The following is a 16,947-nucleotide window of genomic DNA, read 5'->3' as shown; positions in this document are numbered from 1 at the left end:
GCGGCGGCGTCAATCGTCGAGGATCGGGCGGAGGTAGCGTTCGGCCTGCTCGATCGGGATGCCCTTGCGCTCCGCGTAGTCCTCGAGCTGGTCGCGGCCGATCTTGCCGACGACGAAATACTTCGATTCGGGGTGGCCGAAGTAGTAGCCGCTGACCGCGGCCGCCGGACGCATCGCGAAGGAGTCGGTGAGCTCCAGTCCGATGTTGCCGGGCGCGTCGAGCAGGTCGAACAGCTTGATCTTCTCGCTGTGGTCCGGGCAGGCCGGATAGCCGGGCGCCGGCCGGATCCCGCGGTACTTCTCCTTGATGAGTTCTTCGTTCGACAGCTCCTCGTCGGCGGCGTAGCCCCAGAGTTCGCGGCGAACCCGCGCGTGCAGGGCCTCGGCCAGCGCCTCGGCGAGGCGATCGGCCAGCGCCTGGAGAAGGATGCCCGCGTAGTCGTCGTTGTCCGGCAGCCGTTTCTTCGCCTCCTCGAGCCCGTGGCCGGTGGTTACGGCGAACAGACCGGTCCAGTCCTCGACGCCGGAATCCTTCGGCGCGACGAAGTCGGCCAGGCACAGGTTGGCAGAGGGTTTGTCGGCTTGCTGGCGCAGGCAGACCATGCGTTCGAGCACTTCGTCGCGCGCCTCGTCCTTGTAGAGCAGGATGTCGTCGCCGTCGCGCGCCGCGGGCAGCAGCGCGCAGACCGCCTTCGGCTGCAGCCACTTCTCCTCGACGATCCGCTGCAGCATCTCCTGGGCGTCGTTGAACAGACTCGTGGCCGCTTCGCCGACGGTCTCGTCTTCGAGAATGTCCGGGTAGCGGCCGGCCAGCTCCCAGGTCTGGAAGAACGGCGTCCAGTCGATGACCTCGACGAGGTCCTCGAGCGGCCAGTCGTCGATGACGTGGATGCCGGGCTTCAGGGGCCTGTCCGGTCCACAGTCGCTCCAGTCGATTTCAAGAGCCCGCTTGCGTGCGTCCTCGATCGGGATCAGCGGCTTGCGCTGCTTGCGGTTGGCGTGGCGGTCGCGGAAAGCGTCGTAGTCCTCGGCAACGTCGGCCGCGTAGGCGTCCCGGTGGGTGGAGCTGGCCAGCTTGCGAACGACGTCGACGGAGCGCGACGCGTCCTTGACCCAGACCACGGGGCCCTCGTAGGCCGGATCGATCTTCAGGGCGCTATGGGCCCGCGAGGTTGTCGCGCCGCCGATCAGGAGCGGGAGCTCCATGCCGCGCTTCTGCATCGCCTCGGCGACGGTGACCATTTCGTCCAGCGAAGGCGTGATCAGGCCCGACAGGCCGATCATGTCGACGTCGTGCTTCTCGGCTTCGTCGAGGATCCTGTCGGCCGGAACCATCACGCCCAGGTCGTGGACCTCGAAGCCGTTGCAGGCGAGCACGACGCCGACGATGTTCTTGCCGATGTCGTGGACGTCGCCCTTGACCGTCGCAAGCAGCACGCTGCCTTTCTTCTCGCCGGTCTTCTTTTCCTTCTCGAGGTAGGGCACGAGGTGGGCGACGGCCTTCTTCATCACCCGTGCCGACTTGACGACCTGGGGCAGGAACATCCTGCCGTCGCCGAACAGGTCCCCGACGTGGTTCATGCCGTCCATCAAGGGGCCTTCGATGACCTCGAGTGCGGTGTCGTGCTGTTGCCGCGCTTCTTCCGTGTCGTCGATGACGTGCTTGTCGATTCCCTTGACGAGGGCGTACTTCAGGCGTTCGGCGACCGGCTTCTCGCGCCAGGCCTCGTCCTTCTCCTGCTTCTGGCCTTCGCCCTTGTACCTGTCGGCGGCGTCGAGCAGCCGCTCGGTGGCGTCGTCGCGTCGATTCAGGACGACGTCCTCGACCAGTTCGCGCAGCTCGGGGTCGATGTCGTCGTAGACGGCCAGCTGCCCGGCATTGACGATGCCCATGTCCATGCCGGCGCGGGTGGCGTGGTACAGGAACACCGAATGCATGGCTTCCCGGACCGGGTTGTTGCCGCGGAACGAGAACGACATGTTCGACACGCCGCCGGAGACGTGGCAGGCGGGAAAGCGTTTCTTCAGCTCCTTCGTCGCCTCGATGAACTCCATGGAATAGTTGTTGTGCTCGTCCATGCCGGTCGCGACCGGAAAGATGTTCGGGTCGAAGATGATGTCCTCGGGCGGAAAGCCGACCTCCTCGACCAGCAGGTCGTGGGCCCGGGACAGGCACTCGACCATCCGATCGGCCGAGTCCGCCTGGCCGGTTTCGTCGAACGCCATCACGATGACGGCAGCGCCGTAGCGGCGAATCCTGCGGGCCTGCTCGAGGAACTGTTCTTCGCCTTCCTTCAGGCTGATGGAATTGACGATTCCCTTGCCCTGCAGGCACTTCAGGCCCGCTTCGATCACGGTCCATTTCGAGGAGTCGACCATGATCGGAACGCGTGCGATGTCCGGTTCGGCCATGATCAGGTTGAGGAAATCGGTCATCGCCCGTTCGGAGTCGAGCAGGCCCTCGTCCATGTTGACGTCGATGACCTGGGCGCCGTTCTCGACCTGCTGCAGCGCGACCTCGACGGCTTCGTCGTACTTCTCTTCGGCGATCAGGCGCTTGAAACGCGCCGAGCCGGTGACGTTGGTCCGCTCACCGACGTTGACGAAGCCGAGATCGGGGGTGATGACGAGCGGTTCGAGCCCGCTCAGACGAGTATGCGGTCTGTTCGATCGGGTGGAAGTCATGCCGCCTGCTTGGTTCGAAGGGTCCGCGGCCGGAAGGCCTCGATCGCGCCGGCGATGGCCGCCAGGTGCGCCGGGGTGGTTCCGCAGCAGCCGCCGATGATGTTGACCAGCCCGTCTTCGGCGTAGGACCGGACGATCGACGCCATTTCCTCCGGGGACTGGTCGTATTCGCCGAATTCGTTCGGCAGGCCGGCGTTGGGGTGCGCGGTCACGAGGCACTCGGCGACGCGGGCCAGGTCCTCGACGTGCTTCCTGAGCTGGTCCGCGCCGAGGGCGCAGTTGAAGCCGACGCCCGTGGGGGAGGCATGGCGCACCGAATAATAGAACGCCTCGGCGGTCTGCCCCGACAGCGTGCGGCCGCTGGCATCGGTGATCGTGCCGGAAATCAGCACCGGCCAGCGCTCGCCCCGACGGTCGAACTCCTCCTCGATGGCGAAGATCGCCGCCTTGGCGTTCAGGGTGTCGAAGATGGTCTCGATCATCAGCAGGTCGGCGCCGCCGTCGAGGAGGCCCTTCACCGCCTCGGCGTAGGCCGCCACCAGGTCGTCGAAGGTGATGTTGCGGTAGCCCGGACTGGATACGTCCGGCGAGATCGACGCGGTCCGGTTGGTCGGACCCAACGTGCCGACCACGAAGCAGCTTCGGCCGGTTTCGCGCTCGACCTCGTCGCAGGCTTCCCGGGCCAGCTCCGCCGATACCCGGTTGAGTTCGGCGGACAGGTCTCCGAGTGCATAGTCGGCCTGGCTGATCCGGTTGGCGTTGAAGGTATTGGTCTCGACCAGGTCGCAACCGACTTCGAGAAAGGCCTTGTGGATGCGTTTGACCACGTCGGGTCGGGTCAGGGACAGCAGGTCGTTGTTGCCCTTCAGGTCCTCGGGGTGATCGACGAAGCGTTCGCCGCGGAAATCGTCCTCGTCGAGCTTCTCGGACTGGATCATCGTGCCCATCGCGCCGTCGAGCAGCAGGATGCGCTGGTCGAGGGCGTCGAACAGGGCGCCGACGCGTTGTTCGTCGTGCCAGGCCCGCTCGCGCCGGTCGGCGGTCGGTTCGGTTCGACTCATGGTTTCGTGGCCAGTAGCGTGATGATTTCGAAGTTGGGCGGCTTCTTTTCCACCGACGTGACGTCGCAGAAGGTCACGTCGAGTCCGCAGGCATCGAACAGCGCGGACAGTTCGTCGGCTTCGAAGCCGTCGTTGACGTGACCGAAGGCTTCGACCTGCGTGGTGTGGCGGTGGGCCTTGAGCGTCGCCGCGACCAGGCTGCCGCCCGGGCAGAGCACGCGAGCGGCTTCCCGCGCGGCGTCGGCGGGCCGCTCGCTGTAGGTCAGCGCGTGAAGCAGGAGCACGGTGTCGAAGGCGCTGTCGTCGAACGGCAGCGCGTGCATGTCGCCCTGGTGGAAACGAACGTTGGCGAGCGATTCGAGCCGGGCCTGGCCGGCCTCGACCACGCGCGGCGACACGTCGACACAATCGATGGAGTCGGCGCGGCGGCCGAGCAGTTCGCCCATGACGCCGTCGCCGGAGGCGATGTCGAGCACTCGGCCGGGCTGGATGAGCTGGACCACGGCCCGCGCGGTGGCTTCCCAGCTGCGTCCCGGCGAGTAGTGACGCTCCATGTCGCCGGCCACGCTGTCGGGCCAGTTGCGGCCGCGGGCGCGCTGGGCCAGGACCTCCGGCAGCCGCTCGGCGTCGGCGGCGACCTGCGGATCGTCGAGGCGCTCGCGCAGGAGATTCCAGAGTTGGCAGAGGGCGCAGTCCTCGTTCGAGGTCATCGACCGGTAATAGACCGAGACGCCTTCGCGCCGGTCCGCGACCAGCCCGGCGGAACGCAGCTTGGCCAGGTGCGTGGACACGCGGGGCTGGGCCAGGCGCATGGTCTGCGCCAGCTCGGCGACGGTCAACTCTTCGAGATCGAGCAGCGCCAGCAGCCTCAGGCGGGTGGGATCGCCCAGCAGGGAGCAGTGACGCCCGACGCGTTCCAGTTCGATGACCTTATCCTTGTATCGGGATCAAAAGATACACCAAAGGATACGGGGTCTGGCGTGCCTTCGCAACCGCCCGGATGCGACGCCGGGACGGGCCGGGCCGGCCTCGGGCTCAGCCGGCGTCCTTCCATGCGCGCAGCACGCCGAACACCGATGCGGGCTGGCCGGAGCAATCCGGATCGCGCCGGCGCGCGGCGTCGATGACGGCCGGCTTGCGCGTCCGCAGGAACGGGTTGCACTGTTTCTCGGTGCCGAGCGTCGACGGCAGGGTGATGCGATCGGCGTCCCGTAGGCGGTCGACGTGCTCGGCCAGGCGGCGAAGCTCCGCGTTTCCGGGCTCGACCGACAGCGCGAACTCGCAGTTCGCGCGGGTGTACTCGTGACCGCAGTGGACCGCCGTGTCCTCGGGTAACCCGGCGAGCTTGTCGAAGGAGGCCTGCATCTGCTCCGGCGTGCCTTCGAACAGCTTGCCGCAGCCGATCGAGAACAGCGTGTCGCCGCTGAACAGCCTGCGGTGACCGTAGAAGGCGATGTGCGTGCGGGTATGGCCCGGGGTCTCCAGCACCCGGAATTTCAGGTCCGGCGCATCGATGGAGATCCGGTCGCCGTCCCGGCACGGCGTGGAGACCTGGGGGATGCGCGGGTCGGGCGGGCCGAACACGGGAACCTCCGCGGTCTCCAGGAGTCGATCGACGCCGCCGACGTGATCGTGGTGGTGGTGGGTGAGCAGGATCGCGCCCAGGCTCAGCCCGTGCCGGTCCAGATGGCGAAGCGCGGGCTCGGCCTGGCCGGGGTCGACCAGGGCGGCATGGCGGCCGTCGTGCAGGACCCAGATGTAGTTGTCGTCGAAGGCGGGAACGGCGTCGACCTGGAGCGTCATGGACTGTCCCTTCTGCTATGCTTCGAGCCTTTCTGGATTCTAACGACCCGTCGTCATGTCCGCCGGATTCGCGTCGCTTCAGCAGGCCGAGAACGCCCTGGTTCCCCGCGTGCTGCACGGCGCCGGGGTCGACTGGGTGCTCGAGCTGTCGCCGGCCAGCAGCCCCTCGCCGGCCATCGACGTGCCCCGCCATCGGATGCTGCTCGACGCGACCGGTTGGATCTGGCCGGTGCGGTCGACTGCCGCGTTGCTGCCGTTCGCCGACGAGAGCGTGCCGGCGATGCTGGTCCGTCACCTGTTCTGGGACTTCGACGCGCGCGCTCGCTTCGACGAAGTGCTGCGGGTCCTCGCTCCGGGCGGCCTGGTGGTCTCCGTGTCGGCCAACCCGTGGCACCGGGCGAGCTGGCGGGAGCTCGGACGCGACGCCCTGAAGCTACCGGTCTGGCCGCGCTTCGTGTACCAGCATGCCAGCCACGATCTCGAACTCCAGATTCCGCGCCGCCGCCACTGGGCCAGCGTCCTGCCGGGCGTTTCTCCGCTGCTGCTCGTGGTCGGTCGCAAGCCGCCGCGGGCAGCGACGGTCCGCCGCCTGGAGTTGCGTCGCGGCTTCGTCGGCGCCGGTGGAGCGTACGGTGCGGCCCAGGGCACGAGTTGCCGCGCCGCATGAGGAAGCCTGCAGCATGAGCGATCACGTGGAAATCTGGACCGACGGCGCCTGCAGCGGCAATCCCGGGCCCGGCGGGTGGGGCGCACTGCTTCGCTATCGCGACTCGGAGAAGGAACTGTCCGGTGGGGAGCGCGACACCACGAACAACCGGATGGAGCTCATGGCCGCGATCCGCGCGCTGGAGTCGCTGAAGCGTTCCTGTCGCGTGCACCTGACGACCGACTCCAACTACGTGCGCCAGGGCATCACCGAATGGCTGCCGCGTTGGCAGCGCAACGGCTGGAAGACCGCTTCGAAGAAGCCGGTGAAGAACGCCGATCTTTGGCAGCGCCTGCAGGAAGCCGCGTCGCGCCACGAGGTGGAGTGGTCCTGGGTTAAGGGACACTCGGGTCATCCCGAGAACGAGCGCGCCGACCGCCTGGCCACCGAGGCGATCGGCCGCAGGGGCTGATCCGCCGCCTCCTGCCCGCACCGGATTTCGAACGAGGAACCACCATGCGCCAGATCGTGCTGGATACGGAAACCACCGGCCTGGAACCCCAGGAGGGCCATCGGATCATCGAGATCGGCGCGCTGGAACTGATCGATCGGTCGCTCACCGGCCGTCAGTTCCACAAGTACATCAATCCCGAGCGCTCGGTCGAGGACGGCGCGCTGGAGGTCCACGGCCTCAGCGATGATTTCCTCGAGGACAAGCCGGTGTTCGCCGAGATCGCCGACGAGTTCATTGGTTTCATCCGCGACGCCGAGCTGATCATCCATAACGCGGCCTTCGACGTCGGCTTCCTCGATGCCGAACTGGCCCGGCTGCCTGACGCACCGCGCATTGCCGACCTGGCCCAGGTGCTGGACACGCTCGAACTCGCCCGGGAATTGCATCCCGGGCAGCGGAACAGTCTCGACGCCCTGTGCCGGCGCTACGAGGTCGACAACTCGAATCGAACGTTGCACGGAGCGCTGCTCGATTCGGAGCTGCTCGCCGACGTCTACCTGCTGATGACCGGCGGCCAGGTCGACCTCGGGCTCGACCTGTCGACCGCCTCGTCCGTCGAGCACGCGCAGACGCCCCTGGACATCGATTCGAGCCGGCTGAAGGTCCGCCGCGCCGAGCCGTGCGAGCGTGCCGCCCACGAGCAGCGCCTGGACGCGATCGAGGCGGCGGCCGGCGACGCGGGTTGCCTGTGGCGGACGCTCGAGCGCTGACGCAGGACGCCGACCGGCTCTCGCCCTGCGTGGTCCTGGCCGGCCCGACCGCGGCCGGCAAGACCGCGCTGGCCATGGCGCTGGCCGAGGCCTTCCCCTGTCGCTTGATCAGCGTCGATTCGGCCCAGGTCTACCGCGGCATGGACATCGGCACGGCCAAGCCGACCGCGGACGAGCTGGCCCGGTTTCCGCACGACCTGATCGACATTCGTGATCCGGAGCACCCCTATTCGGCCGCGGACTTCGTGTGCGATGCACGGCGGTGCATGGAGGCGGCGCACGCGGCCGGCCGGCTGCCGGTGCTGGTCGGGGGAACGACCATGTATCTCAAAGCGCTGCGCTACGGCCTGGACGCGCTTCCCGCCGCCGATGCCGCGGTGCGAGCGAGGCTGGAGAGCGAGGCCGGAGAGGCTGGCTGGGCCGCGCTTCACGCCCGGCTCCTCTCGATCGATCCGATCGCCGGCCGCCGGATCCGGCCCACCGATCCACAGCGGATCGTCCGGGCGCTGGAGATCCATGAGCTCACGGGGCGAGCGCCGTCGTCGCTGTGGACCGGCCGGGGCGCCGACCGGATGCGCGAGAGCCTGATGATCGTCCTCACGCCGGCCGATCGATCGCGACTGCACGAACGCATCGACCGTCGGTGGTCGAGCATTCTCGCGGCCGGCTTACTGCGCGAAGTCGAAGCGCTGCTGCGTCGGCCGGGCCTGGACCCGGACGGGCCGGTCCTGCGCGCGGTGGGCTACCGCCAGGCGGTGCAGCGGCTGAGGGGCGAGTTCGACGACGAAGGGCTGGTGCGGCGGGGTGCCGGAGCGACCCGTCGGCTGGCCAAGCGACAGCTCACCGCGTTGCGCCAGTGGACCGGCGCCCGATGGTACGACCCGTTGAACCCTGCAACGATCGACCGCATAATCCGAAGAACAGGACGTTTCGCAGCCTCGCTCGGTATGCAATGAGGCAGCGCCGGACGTCGCAGACAGTCGGGGGTGAGGCTGCGGCGGCGAGCGCGGAGGGACGAACGAGCCGCGACGCGTCCATCACGGGTTCGAAGCAGACTTTCCGTGACCGGAAATCGATCCGAAATCACGATAAAACAATAAGGAGACTTCCAATGTCCGGCAAGGGTCAATCGCTCCAGGATCCATTCCTGAATGCGCTCCGCAAGGAGCGGGTTCCGGTCTCGATCTTCCTCGTCAACGGAATCAAGCTCCAGGGCCAGATCGAGTCCTTCGACAATTTCGTGGTGCTGTTGAAGAACTCCGTCAGCCAGATGATCTACAAGCACGCGATTTCGACCGTCGTGCCGGCGCGCAACGTGCGCCTGGCGCCGAGCGGGGAGACGGACGACGATTGATCGGCTCCGAACCCGTTGATCGTCCCGCTGCGCACCGGCAGCGAGCGGTCCTGCTCCACCCGACCTTCGGTGCGCCGCTGTCCGAGCGAGCCATGGAAGAATTCCGCCTGCTGGCCGAATCGGCAGGCTGCAAGGTCGTGGCTGCGCTCGGCGCCCGGCGCGACCAACCCGATGCGCGGACCCTCGTCGGCTCCGGGAAGGTCGAGGAGATCAAGGCGGCGGTCGCCGCGCACGAGGCCGGCCTGGTCCTGGTCGATCACCGTCTCAGTCCGATCCAGGAGCGGAACCTGTCGCGCGACGTCGGCGTCGCCGTCCTCGATCGGACGACGCTGATTCTCGACATCTTCGCCCAGCGTGCACGCTCCCACGAAGGCAAGCTGCAGGTCGAACTGGCCCAGCTCGAGCACCTGGCCACCCGCCTGGTGCGCGGGTGGACGCACCTCGAGCGACAGCGCGGCGGGATCGGCATGCGGGGTCCGGGGGAAACCCAGCTGGAAACCGACCGGCGCTTGCTGGCCGGGCGAATCCGCCAGCTGCGGCGCCGCCTGGAGCGGGTCGCCCAGCGACGGGCGCAGGGCCGGCGGGCCCGGGAGCGCAGCGCGCTGCCGCTGGCGGCCCTGGTGGGCTACACCAACGCCGGCAAGTCGACGCTGTTCAATCGGCTCACGCAGTCCGAGGTGGTCGAGCGCGACCAGCTGTTTGCGACGCTGGATCCCACGGTCCGTCGGATCGACTCGATCGACGGCGGTGCGATCCTCGCCAGCGACACGGTGGGGTTCATCCAGGATCTCCCGCACGAGCTCGTTGCCGCGTTCCACGGCACGCTGGAAGAAACGCTTTCGGCATCGTTGCTGGTCCACGTGATCGATGCCTCGGATCCGGAGCGCGATGCGCAGATCGCCACGGTCGACGAGGTCCTCGACGAGATCGGCGCCGGTGAGCTTCCGCGCCTGCGCGTCTACAACAAGATCGACCGCAGCGACGAAGCGGCCGGGGTCGAGCACGGGCCGGATGGTCGGCCGGTCCAGGTGCGGGTTTCGGCGATGACCGGCGAGGGCCTGGACCTGCTGCGCACGGCCCTGGTCGACGCGGTGGGCGGGGGCAGGATCCACGCCGACGTGACGCTGCCGGCCGGTCTGCAGCGGCTGCGGTCGCGCCTGTTCGCGCTCGGCGCGATCGAGGACGAAAAAGTCAACGACGACGGGTCCAGCCGCCTGACCGTGGACCTGGCCCGGCGTGATGCGCGCGAACTCCAGCGACTCGGCGGTCGGGATGGATCGTGGGTCGACGAACACCTGTTAAAATCCTGACCTGGATTCCGGCGTTGGTTCGCGCGGCCCGAACGGGGTTGCGCGTACCAGTGCCCGGTCGCACGATCGGTCGATCCGATCGCGAAACGAACCCACGAACCGCTGCCTCGGAGCGGTTCATCAATCGGAGAACGGAATGCCCTGGAACGAACCGGGCCGCGGCGGCGGCAACGGACAGGATCCCTGGAAGGGTGGCGACGGGCAACGCCCGCCGGACCTCGACGAAGTCTTCGCGAATGTGCAGAAGCGGCTGAAGAAGATTCTCGGCGGCGACGGCGGCGGCGAGCCCTCGTCCAGTGGCTCCGAGGGCGGCCCCGGATTCGGCGGCATCCTCATGCTGCTGGTCGTGCTCGCAGGCATCTGGGTCGTCTGGAACTCGATCCACATCATCGACGAATCGGAGCGGGGCGTCGTGCTGCGCTTCGGTGACTACACCCGCACGCTGATGCCGGGCTTCAACCTGACTCTGCCCGCGCCGGTCGAAACGGTGCGCAAGGTCAATGTCGAGCAGGTCCGCTCGATCGAGAATCGATCCCGGATGTTGACCGGCGACGAGAACCTGATCGATCTGGGCTACGCGGTCCAGTACCGGGTCGTCGAGCCGGAGAAATTCCTGTTCCAGGTCCAGGAACCGGAACGCTCGCTGCGCGAGGCGACGGACAGCGCGATCCGCGAAGTCGTCGGCACCAACAACATGGACTTCATTCTCGAGGTCGGGCGTGGCCTGATCGCGACCTCGGCCGGCGAACTGCTGCAGCAGATCGTCGATCGCTACGATTCGGGGATCGAGATCACCCAGTTCAACCTCCAGGAAGTGCAGCCGCCGAACCAGGTCCAGGATTCCTTCGACGACGTGGTTCGTGCCCGCGAGGACCAGATCCGCTTCGCCAACCAGGCCCAGGCGTACGCCAACCAGGTCGTGCCCGAGGCCCGAGGGCGGGCTGCGCGGATTCGCGAGGAGGCGCAGGGCTACCGGGAGTCGCTGATCGCCCAGGCCGAGGGTGAAGCCGATCGCTTCATCGCGCTCTACGAAGAGTACGCCCAGGCACCCGAAGTCACCCGGCAGCGCCTGTACCTCCAGTCGCTCCAGAACCTCTACTCGACCGTGCCCAAGGTGCTGCTGGACGTCGAGGACGGCAACAACATGCTGTACCTGCCGCTCGACGGGCTGATCGGAGGCGAGCGCGCCTCGTCGGCCCGTTCGGTTCCGCCGCCGCCGCTGATGTCCAGCGAAGAACAGAGCCGTTCGAATTCACCCACTCCTACGCGCGGCCGCACGGGCCGCGAGGGGCGCTGATCCATGAGAATCCTGATTCCCATCCTGGTCGTCATCGCCCTCGTGGTCGGCCTGCAGAGCGTGTTCATCGTCGATGAAACCGAGTCGGCGCTGAAATTCCGCCTTGGGGAGATCATCCGCGACGACTATTCGCCCGGGCTGCATTTCAAGACGCCGTTCATCAACAACGTGGTCAAGTTCGACCGCCGCCTGATCACCCTCGACATGCCGCCGGAGCGAATGAACACCGCCGAGCAGAAGTTCGTCGAGGTCGATTACTACGTCAAGTGGCGGATCGTCGATCCGTCGCGTTTCTACACGTCGACGTCCGGCGGCGATCTGGCGATCGCCCGCTCGCGTCTGGCGCAGCTGTTCCGCAACGACCTCCGCGACGAGTTTGCACAGCGGACGCTGTCGGAGGTCGTGTCGGAGCAGCGTCGCGACATGATGAGCACGATCCAGGCGCGCGCCAACGAGCGGGTCGGCGACTTCGGCATCGAAGTCAACGATGTCCGGATCAAGAAGATCGAGCTGACCGAGGAAGTGCTCGACTCGGTGTTCGATCGGATGGAAACGCAGCGGACCGAGTTCGCCAACGAGCTGCGGTCGCTGGGTCGCGAACGGGCCGAAGAAATCCAGGCCGAGGCCGATCGCCAGGTGCGGGTCCTGCTCGCCGAAGCCGAGCGTGATGCGGCGCGAATTCGTGGTGAGGGCGATGCACGGGCGACCGAAATCTACGCCAATGCCTACCAGCGCGACCCGGAGTTCTATGCGTTCCTGCGCAGTCTCGAGGCCTACGAGGCCAGCTTCGGCGGCCAGCGTGACGTCATGCTGCTCGATACGGGCTCGGACTTCTTCCGGTATCTCGACCAGCAGCGATAGCGCGCGATGTGGAATGACCTGCTGCTGGCGCTGGGCCTGGCGATGATCATCGAAGGGCTGATGCCGGCGCTGAACCCGCGCGGATGGCGCGGCCTCGTCGAGCAGCTCGGCGAGCTGCCCGACAGCTCCTTGCGCAGTTTCGGTATCGGCCTGATCGTGGTCGGTGCCGTGATCTTCCACCTCGCACGCTGAACCGAACCACCGCGACGGCGGCCGGATAGGGCCGCGAACAGCGCTAACGAAACAGATTCATGGAGTCGATCAGATGAGTCGATCCGTAGTGATCCTCGGAACCCAGTGGGGCGACGAGGGCAAGGGCAAGATCGTGGACCTGCTGGCGCATGACGCCGATGCAGTGGTCCGCTTCCAGGGCGGCCACAACGCCGGTCACACGCTGGTGGTTGACGGCAAGAAGACCGTCCTGCACCTGATTCCCTCGGGCATTCTTACCGACCGCGCTCGCTGCCTCGTCGGCAACGGCGTCGTCGTCGCACCGCATGCCCTGATGAAGGAAATCGAAGGCTTGGAGGCGGCCGGCATCGAGGTCCGCGGCCGCCTGGGCCTGTCGAGCGCCTGTCCCGCCATCCTGGCCTGCCACGAGGCGCTGGACCGTGCGCGGGAGAAGGCGCGCGGCAAGAAGGCCATCGGCACGACCGGTCGCGGCATCGGCCCGGTCTACGAAGACAAGGCGTCGCGCCACGGCATCCGCCTTGCCGACCTGGCCGATCCGGCCCGCCTGGAGGACAAGCTTGGTGGCGTGCTCGACTACCACAACTTCCTGCTCGAGCATTACTACAAGGCCGAACCGCTGGACGTGGCCCAGGTCGCCGACGACGCGGCGCGCTACGGCGAACTGCTCAAGCCGATGCTGTGCGACGTCACCGATGAACTGCACACGCTTCGACGCGAAGGCAAGGCGTTGCTGTTCGAGGGTGCCCAGGGTGCGCTGCTGGATATCGATCACGGCACCTACCCGTTCGTCACGTCCTCGAACACCACGATCGGCGGCGTGATGACCGGTGCAGGCGTCGGTCCGGGCGACATCGACTACGTGCTCGGCATCACCAAGGCCTATACGACCCGGGTCGGTTCGGGGCCGTTCCCGACCGAGCTCGACGAAGAGTACGGACGAAGGATGGCCGAGCGCGGCGTCGAGTTCGGCGCGACCACCGGTCGGCCGAGGCGCTGCGGCTGGCTGGACGCGGTGGCGCTGCGCCGGATGGTCCGCGTCAACGGCGTCAGCGGCCTGTGCCTGACCAAGCTGGACGTCCTCGACGGATTCGATGAAGTGAAGGTCTGCGTCGCCTACGAAGGCGTCGATGCGTTCCCGCTCGGTGCGGAGGAGTGGGCCAGGGCGCGGCCGGTGTACGAAACGATCCCGGGCTGGGAGGGCGACACGCGGGGGATTACCGACGAGGGTCGACTGCCGTCCGGTGCTCGAGCCTACCTCGACCGCATCGAGGCTCTCGTCGAGGCGCCGATCCACATGCTCTCGACGGGGCCCGAGCGCGAAGCCAACGTGATCTTCCGCCACCCGTACCAATGACGCGCGGTCCCGAGGCCCGGGCCAGGGACCGCCATTCGACGATCCAGAAGGACATCGACCATGCTTGATCCTCAACTGTTGCGCAACGACCTCGAAGGCGTTGCGGCCGGCCTGGCCCGTCGGGGCTACCCGCTGGACCGCGAGCACTTCGCCGCCCTGGAAACGCGACGCAAGTCGCTGCAGACCCGCCAGCAGGAGCTGCAGAACCAGCGCAACTCGCGATCGAAGTCGATCGGCCAGGCGAAGCAACGCGGAGAGGACATCGAGCCGTTGAAGGCCGAGGTCGCGCGGATCGGCGAGGAACTGAAGGACGTCGCCGCCGAACTCGACAAGGTCCGCGCCGCGCTGGATCACCTGTTGCTCGACATGCCGAACCTGCCGGCCGACGATGTGCCGGACGGTCGCGACGAGTCCGACAACGTCGAACTGCGGCGGAGCGGCGAGCCTCCGGAGCTGGGCTTCGAGGCGCGCGACCACGTCGAGATCGGCGAGGCCCTGGGCGGACTCGATTTCGAACGCGCCGCGAAGATGGCCGGGAGCCGTTTCGCCGTGCTGTCCGGCCCGCTCGCCCGTCTGCACCGCGCGCTCGCGCAGTTCATGGTCGATCTGCACGTCGGCCGCCACGGCTATCGCGAAGTCTACGTGCCGTACCTGGTGGGTGCCGAGGCGATGCAGGGCACCGGCCAGCTGCCGAAGTTCGAGGACGACGCGTTCCGGATCGACGACGATCCACCGCGCTACCTGATTCCGACCGCGGAAGTGCCCGTGACCAACCTGGTCGCCGACGAAATCCTGGATGCCGGCGAGCTGCCGCTGAAGTTCGTCGCGCACACCCCCTGTTTCCGGCGCGAAGCCGGCTCCTACGGTAAGGACACGCGGGGCATGATCCGGCAGCATCAGTTCGACAAGGTCGAGCTGGTGCGCATATCGACGCCCGCGGAGGCCGAGCAGGCCCTCGACGAGCTGACCGCCGACGCCGAAGCGGTGCTCGAGGCCCTCGGCCTGCCGTTCCGTACCATGCTGCTGTGCGCTGGCGACATGGGGTTCGCGGCGCGCAGGACCCACGATCTCGAAGTCTGGATGCCCGGGCAGCAGGCGTGGCGCGAGATTTCCTCGTGCAGTCACTTCGGCGAATTCCAGGCGCGCAGGATGCAGGCGCGCTGGCGCAACCCGGAAACCGGCAAACCCGAGCTCGTGCACACGCTCAACGGATCGGGCCTTGCGGTCGGCCGGACCCTGGTCGCCGTGCTGGAGAACTACCAGCAGCGGGACGGTTCGGTGATCGTGCCCGAAGCGCTGCGGCGCTACCTGGGCGACGAGGAACGGCTGGTCCCGGTCGCCTGAGTCCGACTCAGGTCGTGAACCGCGCCGATTCGAGGACCAGCCGGGCGACGGTCACGACGCGGTTCCGTCCGGCGTCCTTGGCGTCGTAGAGCGCCTGATCGGCGCGCGCGTACAGTGCATCGAGATCGCGCTCGCGGCCTCGCTCCGCAACCCCGAAGCTCAGGGTGATCGACGGTTCGTTCTCGGCGCGCGATTCGTTGATCACGGCACGCAGGTGCTCGATGCGCGCGACCGCCGCGTCGGTGTCCTCACCCGGCAGCGCGATACCGAACTCTTCGCCCCCGAGCCGGCCGATCAACGCATCGTCGCCGAAGGCCTCGCGCAGGCAGGTGCCGGTCCGCTGCAGGATCGCGTCGCCGAGCAGGTGACCGTGCTCATCGTTGATCTGCTTGAACAGGTCGATATCGGCCACGACGATGACGAAGGGCCGCTCCTGCTGCCGGCAGCGCTGGTAGGCCTGGTGGGCCAGCTGGAAGAATCGTGTGTGGTTGAGCAGGCCGGTCAGCCCGTCGCGCTGGGACATCCGCTGGAAGCGCTTGCGGTCGCTGCCGGTCTTGAACAGCAGGACGATCACCAGAATGGCAGCCACCAGCGCTCCGCTGCCGCCGTAGATCAGGCCGAGGTCGGCCTGCTGCCGTCGCTCGTGCTCGAGCTCCAGCGCCCGGTTCCGGTCGCGCAGCATCGTCAGTTCCTGGGAGCGCGCCGCGGTGTCCTGTTCATTGATCAGCAGCGCGATCCGCATCGTGCGCTGTCGCTCCGAGCGTTCCTGCCGTAGCGTCATCGCGCGGCGAAACGCGTCCAGAGCGGCATAGCGATCGCCGAGGCGTTCGGCCAGCTCCGCACGCAGGTGCCATGCCCGGGCGCGGACGTCCAGTTCGCCGGGGCGGTCGAGCTGCGGTTCGATCTCCGCAAGCAATTCTTCCAGCCGCTCCAGGTCGCCGTCCGCCAGCGCCCACTCGGCGCGCGTCACGCGCAGTTCCAGGAGGCCCTCGGGGAACTCGGCCCGGGCGAAGGTGGTCGCGGCCTGCTCGATCAGCGCCGACGCCTGCTCCGGCTCGCCCAGTTCGTGACGCGCAATCGCCAGGCCGAGTTCGGCCTGGCCCTTGAACACGCTTTCGCCGGCTCGCTCGCAGGTGGTGATGGCCGAGTTCATCCGTGCAGCGGCCTCCACCAGGCCCCGGCTGTGCAGCAGGGCCCGGGCCCCTCGCTCCAGCGCGATGCAGGCCTGGCGGTCCAGCCCGTGCTGACGGGCCAGGGCCAGCGCCTGATCGGCATACGACACCGCGGTCGCGGTTTCGCCGATCCGGTCGTAGAACTCGGCCGCAACGCTGTAGGTGTCAGCACGCATCTGCGGGTCGGCGACCGCGGGCGCGTGATCGAGCGCCCGCCGGAAGTAGCGGAAGCCCTCGTCGAAGCGGCCGTCGACGACCAGGACGTTGGTGGCGAGGTTCAGCGCGCGCTGGGCCAGGTCCGGATCCATGGCCCCGAGCGATTCGACCAGGCGGCTTGAGCGCTCGGCCGCCTCGTCGAGCCGCCCGCTTCGGGCCAGGATGCGGATCCGCAGCAGTTCGAAGCGGTGCTGTTGACGGGGCGTGGCGTCGTCGATCCGGGTCTCGAGTGCTTCGAGTTGTCGCTCGACGTCGACCGAGGACGAGCGATAGGTCGCCCGTTCGATGTCGTCGAGCAGGCGATCCAGGGACCCTTCGTTGGTGGTGTCGTGCGCGTTCGGCTGGGCCGTGGCCAGCGAGAGCGTCGCAAGCAGGATCAGCGACGATAGAAGGCGGAGGCGCGGCATGAGGGGCGGGGTCCGGACGGC

Annotated in this window: 14 protein-coding genes and 1 pseudogene; 11 read left to right on the top strand and 4 right to left on the bottom strand. The window is 67.7% G+C overall.

All coding sequences use genetic code 11. The features are described 5' to 3' along the window. Positions 1 to 9 precede the first annotated feature (9 nt). The 3 genes and pseudogenes from metH to gloB form a co-directional block, all read right to left on the bottom strand. Positions 10 to 3,746 (bottom strand): annotated as a pseudogene (gene metH, locus KUV67_00765) (methionine synthase). Continuing rightward, the gene (locus tag KUV67_00760) at positions 3,743 to 4,585 is read right to left on the bottom strand and encodes a methyltransferase domain-containing protein (GenBank protein MBY6203406.1); all 843 of its coding nucleotides are present in this window, start codon (positions 4,583 to 4,585) and stop codon (positions 3,743 to 3,745) included. The pseudogene metH and the gene KUV67_00760 overlap by 4 nt, the downstream one beginning before the upstream one ends. Before the next feature lie 196 nt (positions 4,586 to 4,781). Then, positions 4,782 to 5,549, bottom strand: coding sequence for a hydroxyacylglutathione hydrolase (gene gloB / locus KUV67_00755; protein ID MBY6203405.1), 768 nt, complete (start codon positions 5,547 to 5,549; stop codon positions 4,782 to 4,784). A gap of 55 nt (positions 5,550 to 5,604) precedes the next feature. Here gloB and KUV67_00750 point away from each other — a divergent pair, with 55 nt between their 5' ends. From KUV67_00750 to serS, 11 genes are all read left to right on the top strand, one after another. Further along, positions 5,605 to 6,216: a class I SAM-dependent methyltransferase gene (locus KUV67_00750; GenBank protein ID MBY6203404.1), complete on the top strand. Its 612-nt coding sequence runs from the start codon at positions 5,605 to 5,607 to the stop codon at positions 6,214 to 6,216. Between the two features lie 13 nt (positions 6,217 to 6,229). Further along, positions 6,230 to 6,667: a ribonuclease HI gene (gene rnhA, locus KUV67_00745; protein ID MBY6203403.1), complete on the top strand. Its 438-nt coding sequence runs from the start codon at positions 6,230 to 6,232 to the stop codon at positions 6,665 to 6,667. 44 nt (positions 6,668 to 6,711) lie between these two features. Further along, positions 6,712 to 7,419 carry a DNA polymerase III subunit epsilon gene (dnaQ, locus tag KUV67_00740; protein ID MBY6203402.1) on the top strand — a complete coding sequence of 236 codons (708 nt, stop codon included), beginning with the start codon at positions 6,712 to 6,714 and terminating at the stop codon, positions 7,417 to 7,419. Between the two features lie 74 nt (positions 7,420 to 7,493). Next, positions 7,494 to 8,375: a tRNA (adenosine(37)-N6)-dimethylallyltransferase MiaA gene (miaA, locus tag KUV67_00735; GenBank protein ID MBY6203401.1), complete on the top strand. Its 882-nt coding sequence runs from the start codon at positions 7,494 to 7,496 to the stop codon at positions 8,373 to 8,375. A gap of 155 nt (positions 8,376 to 8,530) precedes the next feature. Beyond that, positions 8,531 to 8,773 (top strand): RNA chaperone Hfq, encoded by a 243-nt coding sequence (gene hfq, locus KUV67_00730; GenBank protein ID MBY6203400.1) that lies wholly within the window; start codon positions 8,531 to 8,533, stop codon positions 8,771 to 8,773. After that, the gene (gene hflX, locus KUV67_00725; protein MBY6203399.1) at positions 8,773 to 10,083 is read left to right on the top strand and encodes a GTPase HflX; all 1,311 of its coding nucleotides are present in this window, start codon (positions 8,773 to 8,775) and stop codon (positions 10,081 to 10,083) included. The genes hfq and hflX overlap by 1 nt, the downstream gene beginning before the upstream one ends. A 136-nt stretch (positions 10,084 to 10,219) precedes the next feature. Beyond that, positions 10,220 to 11,380, top strand: a complete 1,161-nt coding sequence (gene hflK / locus KUV67_00720; GenBank protein MBY6203398.1) for an FtsH protease activity modulator HflK — start codon at positions 10,220 to 10,222, stop codon at positions 11,378 to 11,380. A gap of 9 nt (positions 11,381 to 11,389) precedes the next feature. Further along, positions 11,390 to 12,241: a protease modulator HflC gene (gene hflC / locus KUV67_00715; protein MBY6203397.1), complete on the top strand. Its 852-nt coding sequence runs from the start codon at positions 11,390 to 11,392 to the stop codon at positions 12,239 to 12,241. A gap of 6 nt (positions 12,242 to 12,247) precedes the next feature. Beyond that, positions 12,248 to 12,433, top strand: coding sequence for a DUF2065 domain-containing protein (locus tag KUV67_00710; GenBank protein ID MBY6203396.1), 186 nt, complete (start codon positions 12,248 to 12,250; stop codon positions 12,431 to 12,433). A gap of 73 nt (positions 12,434 to 12,506) precedes the next feature. Then, complete coding sequence (locus tag KUV67_00705) at positions 12,507 to 13,787, top strand: adenylosuccinate synthase (protein ID MBY6203395.1); 1,281 nt, start codon at positions 12,507 to 12,509, stop codon at positions 13,785 to 13,787. Positions 13,788 to 13,847: 60 nt separating this feature from the next. Continuing rightward, positions 13,848 to 15,131 carry a serine--tRNA ligase gene (serS, locus tag KUV67_00700; GenBank protein ID MBY6203394.1) on the top strand — a complete coding sequence of 428 codons (1,284 nt, stop codon included), beginning with the start codon at positions 13,848 to 13,850 and terminating at the stop codon, positions 15,129 to 15,131. A gap of 7 nt (positions 15,132 to 15,138) precedes the next feature. Here the strand turns inward: serS and KUV67_00695 are convergent, their stop codons facing one another. Then, complete coding sequence (locus tag KUV67_00695) at positions 15,139 to 16,926, bottom strand: GGDEF domain-containing protein (GenBank protein MBY6203393.1); 1,788 nt, start codon at positions 16,924 to 16,926, stop codon at positions 15,139 to 15,141. Positions 16,927 to 16,947 lie beyond the last annotated feature (21 nt).

It is taken from the genome of Halomonas denitrificans (genome assembly GCA_019800895.1).
Taxonomy (GTDB): Bacteria; Pseudomonadota; Gammaproteobacteria; order Xanthomonadales; family Wenzhouxiangellaceae.
Note: the sequence above shows the minus strand (reverse complement) of the source record. Positions and strands in the feature narration are given on the sequence as shown.